The 16,503-nt window shown below is 71.8% G+C and carries 15 protein-coding genes; 5 read left to right on the top strand and 10 right to left on the bottom strand.

Going from position 1 to position 16,503, the window contains the following annotated elements; all coding sequences use genetic code 11:
- Nucleotides 1–2 precede the first annotated feature (2 nt).
- Both I847_RS0101810 and I847_RS0101815 read left to right on the top strand, forming a co-directional pair.
- Nucleotides 3–722 (top strand): FAD:protein FMN transferase, encoded by a 720-nt coding sequence (locus tag I847_RS0101810; RefSeq protein WP_231384036.1) that lies wholly within the window; start codon nt 3–5, stop codon nt 720–722.
- Nucleotides 723–835: 113 nt separating this feature from the next.
- A complete protein-coding gene (locus tag I847_RS0101815) occupies nt 836–1,468 on the top strand; it encodes a DedA family protein (protein WP_051274377.1) in 633 nt (210 codons plus the stop codon).
- A gap of 60 nt (nt 1,469–1,528) precedes the next feature.
- On the opposite strand, the gene I847_RS0101820 is transcribed toward I847_RS0101815, so the two are convergent.
- Nucleotides 1,529–1,987, bottom strand: coding sequence for a MarR family winged helix-turn-helix transcriptional regulator (locus I847_RS0101820; protein WP_028048308.1), 459 nt, complete (start codon nt 1,985–1,987; stop codon nt 1,529–1,531).
- A 125-nt stretch (nt 1,988–2,112) separates the two neighbouring features.
- On the opposite strand from I847_RS0101820, the gene I847_RS0101825 reads away from it, so the two are divergent.
- From I847_RS0101825 to I847_RS0101835, 3 genes are all read left to right on the top strand, one after another.
- The gene (locus tag I847_RS0101825) at nt 2,113–2,535 is read left to right on the top strand and encodes a hypothetical protein (RefSeq protein WP_028048309.1); all 423 of its coding nucleotides are present in this window, start codon (nt 2,113–2,115) and stop codon (nt 2,533–2,535) included.
- Between the two features lie 154 nt (nt 2,536–2,689).
- Nucleotides 2,690–3,742, top strand: coding sequence for a LacI family DNA-binding transcriptional regulator (locus tag I847_RS0101830; RefSeq protein ID WP_028048310.1), 1,053 nt, complete (start codon nt 2,690–2,692; stop codon nt 3,740–3,742).
- A gap of 147 nt (nt 3,743–3,889) precedes the next feature.
- Nucleotides 3,890–5,869: a hypothetical protein gene (locus I847_RS0101835; RefSeq protein ID WP_034608718.1), complete on the top strand. Its 1,980-nt coding sequence runs from the start codon at nt 3,890–3,892 to the stop codon at nt 5,867–5,869.
- A gap of 95 nt (nt 5,870–5,964) precedes the next feature.
- Here I847_RS0101835 and I847_RS0101840 read toward each other — a convergent pair whose 3' ends face one another.
- From I847_RS0101840 to I847_RS21460, 9 genes are all read right to left on the bottom strand, one after another.
- Nucleotides 5,965–6,702 carry an FHA domain-containing protein gene (locus I847_RS0101840; protein WP_028048312.1) on the bottom strand — a complete coding sequence of 246 codons (738 nt, stop codon included), beginning with the start codon at nt 6,700–6,702 and terminating at the stop codon, nt 5,965–5,967.
- Nucleotides 6,699–7,982, bottom strand: a complete 1,284-nt coding sequence (locus I847_RS0101845) for a VWA domain-containing protein (protein WP_028048313.1) — start codon at nt 7,980–7,982, stop codon at nt 6,699–6,701. The genes I847_RS0101840 and I847_RS0101845 overlap by 4 nt, the downstream gene beginning before the upstream one ends.
- Before the next feature lie 24 nt (nt 7,983–8,006).
- A complete protein-coding gene (locus tag I847_RS0101850; protein ID WP_028048314.1) occupies nt 8,007–9,044 on the bottom strand; it encodes a PP2C family serine/threonine-protein phosphatase in 1,038 nt (345 codons plus the stop codon).
- On the bottom strand, nt 9,038–11,320 hold the full coding sequence (locus tag I847_RS0101855; protein WP_028048315.1) for a serine/threonine-protein kinase: 2,283 nt from the start codon (nt 11,318–11,320) through the stop codon (nt 9,038–9,040). The genes I847_RS0101850 and I847_RS0101855 overlap by 7 nt, the downstream gene beginning before the upstream one ends.
- Nucleotides 11,317–12,426 carry a hypothetical protein gene (locus I847_RS0101860; protein ID WP_028048316.1) on the bottom strand — a complete coding sequence of 370 codons (1,110 nt, stop codon included), beginning with the start codon at nt 12,424–12,426 and terminating at the stop codon, nt 11,317–11,319. The genes I847_RS0101855 and I847_RS0101860 overlap by 4 nt, the downstream gene beginning before the upstream one ends.
- Nucleotides 12,423–13,373 (bottom strand): glutamate ABC transporter substrate-binding protein, encoded by a 951-nt coding sequence (locus I847_RS0101865; RefSeq protein ID WP_028048317.1) that lies wholly within the window; start codon nt 13,371–13,373, stop codon nt 12,423–12,425. The genes I847_RS0101860 and I847_RS0101865 overlap by 4 nt, the downstream gene beginning before the upstream one ends.
- Nucleotides 13,370–14,542, bottom strand: a complete 1,173-nt coding sequence (locus I847_RS0101870; protein ID WP_051274378.1) for a hypothetical protein — start codon at nt 14,540–14,542, stop codon at nt 13,370–13,372. The genes I847_RS0101865 and I847_RS0101870 overlap by 4 nt, the downstream gene beginning before the upstream one ends.
- An 89-nt stretch (nt 14,543–14,631) precedes the next feature.
- Complete coding sequence (locus tag I847_RS0101875) at nt 14,632–15,972, bottom strand: AAA family ATPase (RefSeq protein WP_028048319.1); 1,341 nt, start codon at nt 15,970–15,972, stop codon at nt 14,632–14,634.
- Nucleotides 15,969–16,496, bottom strand: coding sequence for a hypothetical protein (locus I847_RS21460; RefSeq protein ID WP_051274380.1), 528 nt, complete (start codon nt 16,494–16,496; stop codon nt 15,969–15,971). Before I847_RS21460 ends, I847_RS0101875 begins: the two co-directional genes overlap by 4 nt.
- Nucleotides 16,497–16,503: the final 7 nt, after the last annotated feature.

Genomic DNA, 16,503 nt, shown 5'->3' on the forward strand with positions numbered 1-16,503 from the left:
CCATGTCGGTCGACGTCCGCGACGACGGACCGACGACCCCGGACCTGGTCGACCGGGCGTTCGCGGTCCTCCGGGCGGCCGACCGCCGCTTCAGCCGGTACGACCCCGCCAGCGAGGTGAGCCGCTACGCCCGGGACGAGGTCCGGCCGGCCGACCTCTCCGACGACCTGCGCGAGGTGCTGGCCGTCGCGGGGAAGGCCTGGGAGGACTCCGGGGGTGCGTTCTCAGTACGCCGACCGGACGGCACGCTCGACACGGACGGCGTGGTCAAGGGATGGGCGGCGCAGCGTGCCGCCGACGTGCTGTGGGCCGGCGGCCTCCAGCGGTTCTGTCTGAACGCCGGCGGGGACGTCGTCGTCCGGGGCGAGCCCGAACCGGGGAGAGGCTGGCACGTCGGGATCCGCGACCCGAACGACCCGCAGCTGTTCCTGGCCGTGCTGGAGCTGCGCGGCGGCGCGGTCGCGACGTCCGGCACGTACGAGCGCGGCGCACACGTCTGGGACGGCCGCACGGGGGAGCCGGCGACGGGCTTGGTCTCGGCGTCCGTCGTCGCGTCCGACCTGGCCACGGCCGACGTCCTGGCCACCTCGGTGCTCGCGCTGGGCGACGAGGGTGTCGACTGGGCAGGTCGGCACGGGGCCACCGCGGTCATCGCCGTGGGAGCCGACGGACGGATCCGCGCCGACCGTGCCGGCGCGGCGCTGCTGGGAACGACACGTTGATCCCGGCACCGGTACGTTCCGGCGCGCCGACGCGGTCTCGTGCACGAGTCATTCGGATCGCCTGAGAGACTTGGCGGCCGCGCCAGTTCCGCCGACCACCCGGGAGACCGTCGATGCTCGACAGCTTCACGTCGTGGCTGCAGACCGTGCCTGCCGGGGTGGTCTACTCGGTGATCTTCACGCTCGTCTTCGCCGAGGACGCGCTGTTCTTCGGCTTCGTCCTGCCGGGCGAGACGGTCGTCATCGTCGGCGGCGTGCTCGCCAGCCAGGGTCGGATCGAGCTGACCGTGCTGATCCCCGTGGTCGTGCTCGCGGCGATCCTGGGCGACAGCGTCGGGTACGAGGTGGGCAAGCACGTCGGCCCCCGGTTGTTCTCGTCGCGATTCCTGCGCGACCGGCAGCGGGCCGTGCAGGCAGGGCAGGAGATGCTCGTGCGGCGGGGGCGGGCCGCGGTGTTCCTCGGCCGGTTCACCGCCTTCTTCCGCGCGATGATGCCGGCCATGGCCGGCGCCTCCCGGATGCCCTACGCGCAGTTCCTCCCGGCGAACGCCGTGGGCGGGCTCGTCTGGGGTGCGGGGACGGTCCTGCTCGGCTACTTCGTGGGAACCGCCTACGAGCGGGTCGCGGCCCAGATCGGGCGCGGTCTTGCGGTCGCTGTCGTGATCGCGGCGATCGTGGCGCTGGTCGTGTGGCGCGTGCGGCGCCGCCGGGCCGAACGCGCCGCCGCGGAGGGTTCCGCCGAATGAGCAGGACGCCGGTGGCCTCGAGCATCGAGATGCCGTAGGGCGGTCCGGTGGCCCGCTCGATCACTCCGGCTCGTCGACGCCCCGACGTGCGTCGTGGTGCTCCAGCAGGCGCGTGAGCAGCGCGGTCAGCTGGGCGCGCTCGTCGGGGGAGAGGGGAGCGAGCAGGTCCGCCTGGACCAGCGACGCCTCGGCGGCGAGGCGCTGCATGCGCTCGCGCCCGCGGTCGGTGATCGTGACGACGTTGCGTCGTCGGTCCGCCGGATCGGGTGTGCGCTCGACGTAGTGGGCGGTCTCCAGGTCGTTCAGGCAGCCGACCATGTCGCTGAGGTGGATGCCTGTGCTGCGGCCGAGGTCCGCCTGGCTGGTCGGCCCGCGCTCGTCGAGCGAGGCGAGCACCCGGTAGTCGTACCCGCGGGCGCCGATCGCGGAGAGGCGCTCGACGAGGATGCGGTGCGCGTGGGCGGCTGTCTGGGTCAGCAGCCAGCTGGGCAGCGCGGCGACCTGTGCCGGACCGGTCATGGTCGGACGCTAGCAGAATCGTTGGTGCACCGAACGTCTTGTGGTCGATCGTTCAGTGGCCTAACGTTCGTACGACAAACGATACGGCGGACGATCGCGTCCGCCTCGTACGAGGGGAATCGATCATGACGCTCAACGGGCAGATCATCGGACAGGCCGAACGAGCCACGCGCACGCTCCTGGAGCTGCACCTGCGCGAGACCGGTCTTGCGTTCGAGACGTGGGTGGCCGTCAACCAGGTGCACTCCGGCGTCGGCGGCCGCGAGGCGCTCGTGGTTCGGCTCGTCCGAGGTCTGAAGATCGACGCCGAGGCCGCGCGGGACACGGTCGACGCCGTCATCGCCAGTGGCCTCGTCGCGGTGGGCGAGGAGCGGCTGACCCTGACGGCCGAGGGGCTGCAGAAGTACGCCGTCGTGAGCGAGGAGATCGCCTCCATCACGGCCCGGCTCTACGGCGACGTGCCGCCCGAGGACCTGGCAGTCGCCGGGCGCGTGCTCAGCCTGGTGACCGAGCGCGCGAACGCGGAGCTGGCGGCCGCCGCGTCGTGAACGCCGTCTCGCCACGCGCCTGCGGGCCGGCATGGGGTGATCGACCGGACGACTGACGACGCAGCGAGCCCACCGCAGCAGGACGTGCGGACAGTCGGCGGCCCGTGACGTACTACGGTGACGCCAGGTTCGCTGCCAAAGGAGGAGGCGTCACGTGGCCGTCGACATCCGCGACGTCGCCCGCCGCAGCGGGGTCTCCGTGGCCACGGTCTCCCGCGCCCTGAACGCTCGTCCCGGCGTGAGCGCCGAGACCCGTGATCGAGTCGTGGGAATCGCCCGCGAGCTCGGGTACCTGCCCAACCTGCAGGCGAGGTCGCTCGTCCGGCGGCGGTCCGACACCGTCGGCCTCATCTGGGACACCAGCTACTCGTCGGCCGGGTTGCGGGTGCCCTTCCTCCAGGATCTGCTCATCGGGTTGAAGCTGGCGCTCGCCGACACCGGGTACCACCTGATGCTGGTGTCGCCGAGAGCCGCCGCCGCGGACCTGCACGCGTTCGAGCACGTCGCCTCACAGCACAGTCTCGACGGCGTCGTGCTCATGGGTGTCGACGAGCACCTGCCGGCCGTGAAGGCGCTCATCTCGTCGGGCCTGCCGGTGATCGGGTTGGACCTCCCGGTCCGCGGCATCCGGGCCAGCTACGTCAGCACCGACAACCGGGCAGGTGCCGCCGCCGCCGTGCGACATCTGGCGTCGCTGGGTCACCGACGCATCGCGACGATCGCGGGGCCGCCCGACCAGCTGCCGGCCATCGACCGACTCGAGGGCTACAGGGAGACGATGGCCGGCCTGGAGCTGGCGGTCCCGGACGGATACGTCGTGCACGGGGACTACTTCCTGGACTCGGGCCGCGCGGCGATGCGGGCGCTGCTCGCCCTCGACGAACGACCGACCGCCGTCTTCGTCGCGGGCGACAGCATGGCGATCGGCGCCTGCCGCACGGTCCTCGAGGCCGGGCTGGACGTTCCTGGTGACATCTCGATCGTCGGGTACGACGACGAGGAGCTCGCCGCGGTCGTCCGCCCTGCGCTCACCACGATCCGGCAGGACTACCTCGCCATGGGTGCGGCGACGGTCGAGCTGCTGACCGACCTGATCACGGCACGGCACGCCGGCGGGCCGGTCGACGAGAGCGCCACGCTTCCGCGGTTGATCCGGGCCGTCCTGATCGCTCGGGAGTCGTCGGGGCCTGCCCCGACCGCCGGGTAGCCGTCGGCGCCGTCGCCAGTGTCGTGCGTGTCGTACGTCCGAATAGGGCGTTTTGCTCGACTTGCCGCCGGGCATAGCCCTATATTTCGGACCGATCGGAAACGTTTCCAGTTCCGGTCAGCCATCTCGACAGAAGGTAGGACGACGATGTCCGTGCCCATCACCCACCCCCGCGGGGTGCGCCGACGGATCGGCCGCCACGTGCTGATCGGCGTGACCGCCTTGTCGATCGCCATCGCAGGAGCGACCGCGGCCTCCGCCCACCCGAAGCCCCCGGCGCCGACCGACCTCGGCCCGAACGTCACGATCTTCAACCCGAGCATGTCGACCGCCGAGATCAAGGCGAAGTTCGACGCGATCACCGCGGCCCAGTTCAGCAACGAGTTCGGCCCTCGTCGTGACGCGGTCTACTTCCTCCCCGGCACGTACGGAACCCCTGAGGCTCCGCTCAACGTCCAGGTCGGGTACTACACCGAGGTCGCCGGGCTCGGCGCCTCCCCGACGGACGTCGTCATCAACGGCACGGTCAACGTCTACAACCGCTGCCTGGCCGACAACGAGACCAGCAACTGCCTCGCGCTGACCAACTTCTGGCGCTCGCTCTCGAACCTGACCATCAACGTCGCGGGCGGCCTGACCAACGTGCTGGGCGAGGCCAAGCCGCGTCCCGACTGGTGCACGAACACCGAGTTCTGGGCCGTCTCGCAGGCTGCTCCGCTCCGCCGCGTCAACATCAACGGCGGACTGTCCTTCATGGACTACTGCTCGGACGGCCCGCAGTACGCCAGCGGCGGGTTCATGGCCGATTCGCGCAGCAACGCGGACGCCGTCGTCAACGGCTCGCAGCAGCAGTGGTACACCCGCAACAGCGAGGTGAAGTCCTGGTCGAACGCGGTCTGGAACGCGGTCTTCTCGGGCGTCGTCGGGGCTCCCGCGGAGACCTTCCCGACCCCCAACCCGTACACGGTGCTCGACACCACGCCGGTCAGCCGTGAGAAGCCCTACCTGTTCGTCGACGCGGCGGGCAAGTACAACGTCCGCGTGCCCTCCGCTGCCGCCAACAGCTCGGGCATCACCTGGGGGGCCGGTCTGACGCCGGGCCGCACGGTGCCGATCAAGGACTTCTTCATCGCGAAGCCGGGCGACTCCGTGCACACGATCAACAACGCACTCGCCAGGGGCCAGAACCTGATCCTCACCCCGGGCGTCTACGACGTCGCCAAGTCCATCGAGGTCAAGCGCGCCGACACCGTCGTCCTGGGTCTCGGCTACGCGACCCTCCACTCGGTGCACGGTGCGGTTCCGCTCGAGATCGCCGACGTCCACGGCGCGGTCGTCGCCGGTCTCACGGTCGACGCCGGCGAGGTCAACTCGCCCGCGCTCCTTCGGGTCGGCAAGAAGAACGCCTGCGCGCACTCCAGCCGGACCCGTGCGCAGGACCCGACGACTCTGAGCGACGTGTTCTTCCGCGTCGGCGGCCCGTACATCGGCCGCACGAACATCGCCCTGGAGGTCAACAGCGACAACGTCCTGCTCGACCACGCGTGGGTGTGGCGCGCCGACCACGGTGACGAGGGCTTCCCGACGGACACCGTCGTGCGCTCGGCGACCGACGAGCAGCGTGCTGCCAACGGTCTGCCGCTGCTCAACGACGACGACACCCGCTGGGTGACGAACACCGCCGCCAACGGCGTGGTCGTCAACGGTGACAACGTCACCGCGACCGGCCTGTTCGTCGAGCACTTCCAGCAGTACAACACGGTCTGGAACGGCCAGAACGGCACCACGATCTTCTACCAGAACGAGCTGCCGTACGACCCGCGTACGCAGGCCGACTGGACGACGCCCGCCGGCACGCTCGGCTACGCCGCCTACAAGGTCTCCGACAAGGTGAAGACGCACCACCTCTACGGTGGTGGCTCCTACGTCTTCAACCAGAACAACCCGTCGGTCATCACCGAGAACGGCTTCGAGGTCCCGACCACTCCGGGCGTCCAGGTCAAGCACGTGCTGACCGTCAACCTCAGCCAGGGCACGATCCGCCACGTCATCGACGGTGTGGGCACCCAGGCGGACAACACCAACACCGGCACGCCGCAGTTCGTCACGCAGTACCCCGCTCCGTGACGAGGTAGTCCGCAGCAGGAAGCGGCGCCGGTGCATCCTCTCGGATGCACCGGCGCCGTTCCGCGTTCTCGTCGACGAGGGGACCTGGCGGCAGGCTAGACCTCGCCGGGGAGCGCCTTGCGGATGACGATCCGAGTCCAGGCGCCGACGAACAGTCGGTCGCCGTCCTCGAGCTCGCGGCGCTGGCCGACCGGGATCGGGGTCGTCGGCACGGCCTCGCCCGGCTTGCTGACGTACGTGCCGTTCGCGGACTGCAGGTCCTCGACCCACCACCGCTGACCGTCGGTGTTCAGCTGGCAGTGCCGTCGGGAGACCCCCGAGTCGGTCCCGCAGTCGACCTGGGGGTGGATGTTGCGCGAGACGGACGGTCGGCCGACCAGGACACTGCGCTCACGGAGCGGGACGAGGCCCGGCAGACCGACGGACGGCATGGGGTCCTCGGCCTTCTGCGCCGCGTACCAGTCCGGATCCACCCACATCTCGGCGACCCAGGAGTCGGCGCCGGCGGGCGGAGGAGTCGGGGACGAGGGCACGACCGGCGTCGGCGACGAGGTCGCCGGGGCCGAGGCGGGCGTGGCCGCCGGCGGGACGACCGGCGTCGGGCTCGACGCAGCGACCGGCAGGGAGCCCGTCGTGAAGTCGTAGCCGCAGGTCTCGCAGAACAGGGCGCCGGCCGCCGCGGGTGCGCCACAGTTCGCACACGTCGTGGCCGGGGGTGCGGTCGCGACCGGCGGGTCTGCCACGGCCGGGGCAGCCGCGATCGGGCTCCCGCACACGTCGCAGTAGTCGGTCGACTCGGAGGCGTGGCCGTTCGGGCACTGGACCGTGCTCACCGGCGGACCCGCGTGGTCTTGGTGGACGCGGTGTCGAGGGCCATCTCGTCGAGCTTGGCGGCGTCCCGCTTGAGGCGCACGGTGCCCTTCTCCTCGTCGTCGATGTCGACCACGCGGCGCAGCCGGCTGGTCGCCTCGTCGTTGCCGGTCTCCTGGGCCAGCTGCACGGCACGGCCGAGCTTCACGGTCGCGGTTGCGGTGTCACCCGCCGCCTTGGCCGCGAGGCCTTCCTGGATGGCCGAGGCGAGCTCGACCTGGCCCGTGTAGTGCGCCACCTCCGGGCTGATCCGAGCCGTCAGGGAGTCGTCGTCCGACCAGCGGGCCTTCACCAGAGCCGACGTGAGGACCTGGCCACCCACGGCGATCTGGACGCGCGCAGCGAGCTGTTCCGAGCCGACGGGCTTCGAGGGCACGCGGACGGCCACGTGGTAGTCGCGCGACTCGTCGCCCCACGCGCCCGTCGGGTAGGCGCCGGTCAGCGCGTTGACCTCGGTTCGTCGGGCCGTCAGGTCCTCGACCGTCGGTGCCACCCTGCGCACGAACAGCACCTGTGCACCCTGCGGCGCCCACACCCGCAGCTCGGCGTCGGCAACCCCCTTGGACATCGACGCCTGCACCAGCTGGCGGAAGTCCTCCGCGATGTCGGCCGGGTTCGCGATCAGGTCGACGGTGCCCAGCAGGGCCGAGGCGATCTCGCGCAGCTCGGCGACCTCCCATTTCGCACCGACACCGCGCGCGTCGCACTGGAACCGCCCGGTGACGTCCCGGATCGCGTTCGAGAGCTCGGCGCGGGGCTCGGACTCGTTCTTGCCGTCGGTGAGCAGGATCGCGTGACGCTGCGTGGCCTGCGGGACGTGGGAGAACACCTGGTCGGCGAGGCGCAGCCAGGTACTCATCGCGGTGCCGCCCGACGGCGACATCAGCGAGATCGCCCGCTTGGCCTCCCGGCGCGCACCAGGCTCCATCTGCACGATCGCGACCGGCGCGTTCGGGTAGGGGAACGCCCGCTGCGCCACGTGGCTGCCGCCGATGATGGCGAACCACGTGCCGTCGGAGATCTGATCGACCGCCACCTGCGCGGCGTACTTGGCTGCGTCGATGTTCGGGCCCTGCATGGAGCCGGAGGTGTCCACCATGACGATCTCGGCGACCGTGCCGGTGGCCGACGCGGCCCCGGCGGTCCCTGCACCCGTGCTGGTCACCGTCACGATGGCATGCACGTCCGTGGCGCCCTCGGAGAGGAACTCGTTCTGGAACACCTCGGTGTGGAACTCGGCCACTATCGCTCCTTGTGGTGAACGGGGTCAGCTGTCGACAGTATCGACCGTCGTCGTGCCCGGCACGACGTCGATCCGGTGCAGTGCGGCGGTGATGTTGTCGGCGCCGCCCTGCTGGTTCGCCCAGCGCACGAGCTCGGCCGCGATCGCGTCGGGTGCGGACCCCGCGACGCTCTGCGAGGTGCGCAGCAGGTCGGCCATCGCGGCCGCCTCGGAGCAGTAGTTCCACAGCCCGTCCGAGCAGACGAGAACCCACCCCGGGCCCTGCGCGCGCGTCGGCGCGGTGCGGGGGACGACGTCGGTCGCGTCCGGGCCGAGCCAGCGCGTGATGGCGTGCGCCTGCGGGGACGACTCCGCCTTGGCACGGGGCAGCCCCAGTGCCATGAGCTCGTTGGCGCCCGAGTCGTCGCTGCTGAGCTGGATCGGGTCGCCGGAGTCGGGAAGCCAGTAGACCCGCGAGTCGCCCAGCCACCCGGCGACCACGTGCGGTCCGTCGACGACGGCGGCGACGAACGTGCACGACGGAGGGTCGTGGCGGACCGCCATGTCCCCGACCGCGGTCATGATCGCACGGTTCGCGGCGTCGGCTGCCCGGACGAGGAGGGCGGACCACGCCGAGACGCGTGCCGTGCCGCTGTTGCCCTCCGGGATGCCCTCGACCAGCACGTCCCGGGCGGCACGGGCCGCGGCGAGGCTCGCGATGTCCGAGTCCGGGACGCTCGACACGCCGTCGCAGACGACCAGCACGGCGGCGTCGCCGGCGAGGCCCAACGCCATCGCGTCCTCGTTCTTGTCGTGCCGGACTCCGCGGTCGCACACGCCGCCCAGCGTCACCGAGGGTGCCTCCGACCAGTGGTCGCGCTCGGTCGCGGCCGGCGTGCCGCAGTCCTGGCAGTACCCGTCGTCGGCGATCTGTCCGCCGCAGGCGCGGCACGACCGGACCGCCGGCTCCGCGGCGGCCGGCGGTACCGCGACGGGCGGCGTGAGCGGCGACCCGCACTGCTCGCAGAACTTCGACCCGTCCTGGGCGGCCGTGCCGCACGACGCGCAGACGAGGCTCACCACGTGGTCCACCGCCGGATCTCGTGCGCGCGGTCCACCAGCGCGACGCGCTCCTCGTGGTCCTCGGTCAACGACGCGAGCTGGCGCAGTGCCCCCTCGAGCGCGTCGCGCAGCGCGGGCTCCTGCGCCGGCACGCCGTCGAAGCTCACGTTCCTCGCAGGTCCGCGCGTGAGGACCACGTCGAGCGCCGAGCCGAGCACGTCGACCCGCAGCTCGGCGTGCTGCAGCGGAGGCAGGACGACGGTCTGGACGCTCGCGAGGGCCTGCGAGAGCGCCGACACGTCCCCGGTGGCCCGGGCCAGCAGACGCGCTCGCATCATGCGCGCGTCGACGTAGGAGCTCCGGGTGGCGGTCACGAGATCGAGTGCGTGCAGAGCACCTTCCAGATCACCGCGGGCGCTGCGGATGCGTGCGAGCCCGAATGCTGCGGGGGCGGTGTAGTTGGCGTCGGCACGGGCGCAGATGACGTAGAGCGACTCGGCGATCTCTGCTTCGTCGCTCCGCTCGCACGCGGTGGCCAGAGCGAGCTTCGGCGCCAGCTCACCCGGCACCTGGCCGTAGACGGCGTTGAACGACGCGCGAGCAGCCACGGGATCGCCGTTGCTCAGCTGGGCCAGGCCGGACACCCACGCTGCGCGCCACTCCCACGGGTCGTCCGCGAGGATCTTCGCGAGCGCGTCCGACAGGACGGGCTCCACGCCCGCCTCGATCGCGGTCTGGGCGCGCCGCAGCCGTACCTCGACGGAGTCCTCGGGTGCGTCGTCGAGCGCCGACAGTCTCAGCACCGGGTCGCTGACGTTCACGCCCGCGAGCCAGCTGGCCGACGGGTCGCTCGCGTCCACCTTGAGGGCCGGCAGCTGATCCCACGCTAGCGGGCGACTCGCCTCGTCGGAGGCAGGGGCCTCGAAGAGGACGGACGCGGCCGAGTACAGCGCGGGGCTGCCCGGACCGCGGTCCGTCGCGACGACCTCGCGGAGCACACCCAGCAGCTGCGCGCGCAGCTCGTCGACGCTCCCGAACCGGTCCGACGGATCGACCGCGCAGGCCTTGGCGAGCAGGCGGTAGAAGGAGTCGTACGTCTGGAAGACCGGGGTGTCGGCCACCGCCGGCAACGACGCGACGAACGTGGTGGTGTTCCCTCGGAAGTCCAGCACGAGGGTCGCCAGCGTGCGCCCGATCGTGTAGATGTCGGACGCCACGGACGGGCCGACCTCGGGAACCTCGGGTGCCTGGTAGCCGACGGTGCCGAAGATGGCGGACTGCAGGTCGTCGACCCGCCGCACGCCACCCAGGTCGATCAGCTTGACCGCGTCGCCCTGCTGGATGACGTTGTCCGGCTTGAAGTCGCAGAAGAGCAGCCCGACGTCGTGGAGGTACGCGAACGCGGGCAGGATCTCCAGGACGAACGCGATCGCCTGGTCCACCGGGAGCGGGCTGTTGACACCGGCGTTGCCGTCGCGCCGGTCCTGCAGGATCTGCTTGAGCGACCGGCCGCCGACGAACTCCATGACCGTGTAGCCGGCACCCTCGTGCATGACGAAGTTGTAGATCTCGACGATCAGCGGGTGCTCGACCTCCGCGAGGAACTGCCGCTCCGAGATCGCCGCGGCGTACGCGTCCGGGTCGCCCGAGTTCAGCAGGCCCTTGAGCACCACCCACCGGCCGGAGACGTTCCGGTCGCGGGCCAGGTAGATCCACCCGAGCCCGCCGTGCGCGAGGCAGCCGACGACCTCGTACTGGCCACCGACCAGGTCGCCCGGGTTGAGCGCGGGCGTGAAGTCGAAGTGGTTCCCGCACTGCGGGCAAAACCCGGAGGACCGACCCGGCACGCCGTCACGCGTGCGTCCGACCTCATGGCAGCACGACGGGCAGAACCGTTTGCGCTCGGGTACCTCGGCGACGGCCATGACCGCCTGCAGCGGATCCTGCACCGGGGCGGCGGGCACGGTGGTCAGTCCGGCGCCGAGGCGTGCACCGCGCAGGCGGGTCGAGGACGTGCCCACGCGACGGGTGGGCCGGCTGCCGGTCGCCGAGGTCCGCGCCGACCCGAGCGCGACCGTCGCCAGCTGGCTCGAGCTCGTCCGGCCCGTCCGCGTCGACTGTTCGGCTCCCTCGTCGCCGGTCGGGCCGGCCGTCGCCTGGGCGACGCCCGTGCCGAGAAGGGAGGTCGCGGACGCCGGCGCTGCCGAGCCCGCGGGCTGCGGCGAGCCGCAGACGTTGCACCAGCCGTCCTCGTAGACGCCTGTGCACCCGAGCTGGGTGCAGTGGATGGCGGTCATCGCGATCCTTCCTGAGCTGCCGTGGGCAGGTCGCGGGTCAGGTACAGGTACTGCTCGACGAGGTAGCGGGCCATCGTGACGTCGCAGGGCACCGCCGACACCGCGGCGTGCGCCTCCTCGTAGCCGGAGCGGACGGTCGGCGACGCGCTGCGCCCGTTGGCGTCGGCAGCGGCGTGCGCGCCCGTCAGCTTGTAGCGGAGCTCCGCTCGTTCGCGCAGGGGAGCGCTGTAGGCGTCCGCGACGGCCTCGAACGCGCGACCGACCGCCGCGAGCCGGTCGACGAACGCATCCAGCTCCTGGCGGGTGTCGGGCACCGCGCCCAGCCGCGACACGTCGGGGACGGCGAGCTTGGGTGGGTGGGTGATCTCGCGCCGGCACCGGTCCGCCAGCTCGGTCAGGGTCGGCTCCCGCGTCTTGAGCGCACGCAGCGTGGCCTGCGCGTCGGCGCGGCCCTTCTCGAGGGTCCGGCGCTGGGACACGTACACGATGAGGTCGCGCTCCGCGCGTGCCGCCTCGGTCTCGAGCTCGCCGAGCGGACCCGTGACGTCGGCGCCGCGGGCCGCCTGCGCGACGAGCTTCTGCTCGCGCTGCCGCAACGAGCCGACCCGCTCGGCGGCCGCAGCGTCGGTGCCGGCCAGGTCCTCGCAGCGCACGAGCCCGGCACGCAGACCTCGGAAGCGCTCCGCCTGGTCGGCGCTGTCCGGGTCGAACGAGAGCCGGGAGCGGACCTTGGAGATCATGGCGTCGCACAGCGTCACGGCCTCGACGAGCGACACGAGTGCCGATCCGAGGCCCGAGTCGAGCCGGCCCCAGATGAGGCGCGACATCTTCTCCCGGTCGACCGCATCGGCCCGCCCCGAGTCCCACACCGCGACGAGCTCGTCGGCGCGCGTCCGGATCGCCTGCCACATCGTCATCGCCAGGAGCACGTCGGCCGTGTACGTCTCGGTGGTCGGGGAGGCCTGCGCGGCGGCGTCGAGCCTGTCCAGCTCGGTCCGTCGGTGGGCCAGCCACGCGTCGAGCCCACCGAGGTAGGTGAGCAGCTCCTGCGCCGGGATCGGCTCGCCGAGCCGTCCGGGGGCCTCCGGCGCGTCGGGTGTCGTCACGGTGTCCGGCCGTAGACCGACGTCGGCGGCTTGGGCGCGGGTCCGAGCGCGTGCAGCCAGCGGTCGTACATCGCCGCCCAGGTGCCGTCCGTCTTGGCCTGGTCGAGAACCGCGTTGACGAACCGCACGAGATCCACCTGGTCGGCGGCCACGCCGACGCCGTACGGCTCGGAGCTGAACGCGTCGCCGACGACCTTGGCGTACGGGTCCTGGGCCGCGAACCCTGCGAGGACCGTGTCGTCGCCGGTGATGCCGTCGACCTTCCCCTCCTGGAAGAGGACCAGGCACTGCGTGTGGGTCGGTGCGCTCACCGCCGTGATGTCGGGGTAGTTGTCCTTCAGACGCTCCAGGGTGGTGGTGTCCTCGGGGGCGCACACGGCCTTGCCCGCGAGGTCGTCGATGCTCGTGGCGGTCGAGTCGCGGGTGACGAGCACCTTCTGGCCGGCGTCGAGGTACTCGGCCGAGAACGCGATGTCCTGCCACCGCGCGCAGTTCATCGTGAACGTGCGTGCCACGAGATCGACCTCGTGGTTCTTCAGCACGGCGAGCCGCTGCCCCGACGTGATGACCCGGAACTGCAAGCGATCGGGGTCGCCGTCGAACAACGCCGCCGACACGAGGTGCAGGACGTCGATGTCGAAGCCCTCGATCTGCCCAGACAACGGGTTGCGCGACCCCATGAGCAGCGTGTCCGCCGAGACGCCCACGATCAGAGACGTGCGGTCCCTGATCGCCTGCATCGTGCTGCCGGCAGTGATCGCGAGCCCGGCGCCCGGCGCGTACGACGTCGTCGCGTCGTCGCACACGACGGCCGGCGCGGCGGGCGCCGCCGTCGGTTCGGGCGTGGCCGTGACCTGCGGCTCCGGCGATGTCGACGGGGTGCACCCGCCCAGGACGAGGACCGCGACGGCCAGTGCGCCGCTCAGGCCGAGCAGGGTGCGCCTCACCGGTACTCCTCCACTCGCTTCGAGATGCCGCGCCAGCTGAGCACCGCCGCCACCAGACCGGCGACGAGGATCAACCAGCCGAGGGCGACTGCTGCGGTACCGGCCCCGGAGAGCGCGTCCTGGGTCGCGGCCGCGCTGGCCTCCAGGCTGTCGGACGCCGCCGTCGAGAACGCGTCGAACGCTGCGTTCGGCGAGTCGGGCTCCGTGCTGATCGCGAGGGCGACGGCGTCGTCCCACTTGCCCGCGTCGTCGAGCTCGCGGATGTCGGCATGCTTCGCGGTCCACGCGTCCAGCGACTGGACGAGGGCGTCGTCGACACCGGCGAGCAGGCTGCGCGCTTCCGCCGTCTCCGTCTGGAACGTCTCCTCGTACGCCTGGCCGGAACCGCGCTTGATCAGGGTGAACGACTCCATCGACTTCGCGTCGTGGGCCAACGAGTACGCCTTCGAGACCGCAACCGTGTCCGCGTACGACCCGGTCCGGACGTCCGCTGCGTTCTGCGCGCTCCGGTCGAGGACGAACGCGCCGGCGACGCTCGCGACGAGCGCGAGGACCGTCGCCCAGAACAGGCCCGCGTTCAGCCGACGGTGCGTGCGCCGTGCGAGCCAGACCTGCACGACGACGAACGCGATCAGGGCGACGACGCCGAGCGCGAGCAGCCGCGGCGTATTGCTGACCGCCGCGAACGACGAGTCGACACGGTCCGAGTTGGTCTGCACCAACGTGTCGAGCTCGGGCAGCACCTCCGAGCGCAGCACCGAGGACGCCTGGTCCAGGTAGGCGGCACCGACCGGGAACCCCTGCCGGTTGTTGGCCCGAGCCTGCTCGACGAGGCCGGTGTAGGTGGTCAGGCCCGCGTTCGCCTTGCCGAGGAGCTCGGCATCGGCCTCGTTGGAGCCGGCGAGGTGCGCGAGGCCCGTGGCAGCCGCCGCGATCGCCGCGTCGTACTTCGCCCTCTGCTCCGGCGGTTCCAGGCCGCCGACCAGGAAGGCGTTGGTGGCCGTCGCGTCCGCGACCACGAGGTCGTTGCGGACGTCCTGGATGCCGACCAGCTGACGCGTGTCGGCGTCGGCGCTGGCCAGAGCCTTCGACTGCGCGAGGCCCGCCTGCACGCCGAGCACGCCCACGGCCAGGGAGGCGAGGACGGCGACGACCCCGGCCAGACGCATCCGTCCTGGGGTCCGGCTCAGCGGGGACCGATGTCTCGTCGTCGGTGCCGGCAGCGTAGGGGCCGGCTGCGGTGGTGCGACCGTCTGCGTCACGCGTGCTCCTCGATGTGCGCGGGCTCCTCGGCGGGCGCCGTCCCGTCGGTGGGGGAGGCGTCGGTCCCGTCGGACCCCGCGACCAGGTCCTCCGGGAGCAGCAGACGCAGCTGGTCCACCGTCGGTTGCTCAACGTCCCGAAGCCGCCAGGCGTGCCTGGTGATGGCCAGGTCGAGCACGTTGCGCACGTACCGGCCGTTGCCGAAGCCCTCGTCGCGGACCTGTACGGAGGCGATCTCCTCGAACCGCGAGAGCGTCTCGGGCGTCGGCTCGAAGTCGGCCTTGCGCGCGGAGCGCTCGAAGATCTCGCGCAGCTCCGCGTCCGTGTAGTCGGCGAACTCGACCGTCGTGGAGAACCGGCTCTCGAGCCCCGGGTTGGTCGCCAGGAACGTCGCCATCGGCCCCGGGTAGCCCGCGACGATCACCACCAGATCGTCGCGGTGGTCCTCCATGTCCTTGACCAGCGTGTTCACCGCCTCTGCGCCGTACTCGTCCTCCGCCAGACCGTAGGCCTCGTCGATGAACAGCACGCCGCCGATCGCGGTCGCCACGACCTCGGACGTCTTCACGGCCGTCTGCCCGAGGTACCCGGCGACGAGCTCCGAGCGGTCGACCTCGACCATGTGCCCCTTGGTCAGGAGCCCGAGCGCGCGGTAGATGCCGGCGACGAGCCGCGCCACGGTCGTCTTCCCGGTCCCGGGGTTGCCCAGGAACACCAGGTGGCGGGTCAGGGTCGGTGTCGTGAGTCCGGCCTCGGTCCGCAGTCGTTCGATGCGCAGGAGCTGCGTCTGCTGCCGGATCTGCTCCTTGACGGCGGCAAGCCCGACCAGGGCGTCGAGCTCGGCGAGCAGGTCGGCGAGCGTGCGCTCGGGGGGACCCGTGGTGGCGGGTGCAGCAACCGGCGGCGCCGGCTGCGTGCTCGCCACGGCCGGTGGTGCGCCCGGGGCGACCGAGCGCTGCACCGCAGCGGTGGCGGATGCCCGGGCGATCACGCCGATGTCCGCGACGCCGAGCTCGCACGCAGCCGAGATGACGTCGGCGAGGGCCGCGGAGTACGCCGTGGCGGCGGGTGTCCCGGCGATCTGGGCGAGCAGGTCCGTCGGTGACGTCCGCCACCGGCGCGCGCTCGACGCGGCCTCGAAGAACGCACCGTACGACGCGTCCGGAGACCCGACCCCCTCGAGCCACGAGCTCGGCGCTCCGCTGAGGGACTCGGCCACCGCGGCCGAGAGCCGCTCACCCTCGTCCCGCGCCGCGGCGCCGTCCAGGCCGGCGGAGACACCGGCCCGCTCCAGGGCGTCGAGGGCCTCGGCCAGGGTCATGTCTGCTCCAGTCATGGGAGTTCCGTCTGTGGCGTGTCGCGGCCGGCGTCCTGCGAGAGCTCGAGCGACGAACCGCCGCCGAACTTCTCGGCCAGGAACATGCCGTGTGCGACGAGGGCGTCGGCGTCCTGTCGCGAGACCGCGTCGGAGATCTTGTCGAGCGTGCGGTCGAGCAGGTCGAGCTGGTCGCACAGCAGCATCAGCGACGTCTTGCCCTGTGACACCGCGCGACGGTCGGCGAAGTCTCGGGGCAGCCGCAGGTAGCCGCCGACCGCTTCCGGCAGGTAGCTGGTCGCCGTCGCGACGACCGTGAACGCCTGCTGGCTGCCCTCGCCCAGCCGGTCGAGGCGCGGCGCCATGTCCTCCACGGTCCGAGCGATCGCGTGCACACGGGCAGTCACCGCAGCGGGTACGCGTCCCACGATCTGCTGCTCGACGGCGTGTGCCGACGAGACGATCTCCGCCGACGTCGGTACGGGAGGGGCAGCCGGCAGCTCGACCGCGGAACCCCGCCCCCTGCGGCGTCCGAACCAGCTCATGGAGCGC

The organism is Cellulomonas sp. URHD0024 (assembly GCF_000426185.1).
Classification (GTDB): Bacteria; Actinomycetota; Actinomycetes; order Actinomycetales; family Cellulomonadaceae; genus Cellulomonas.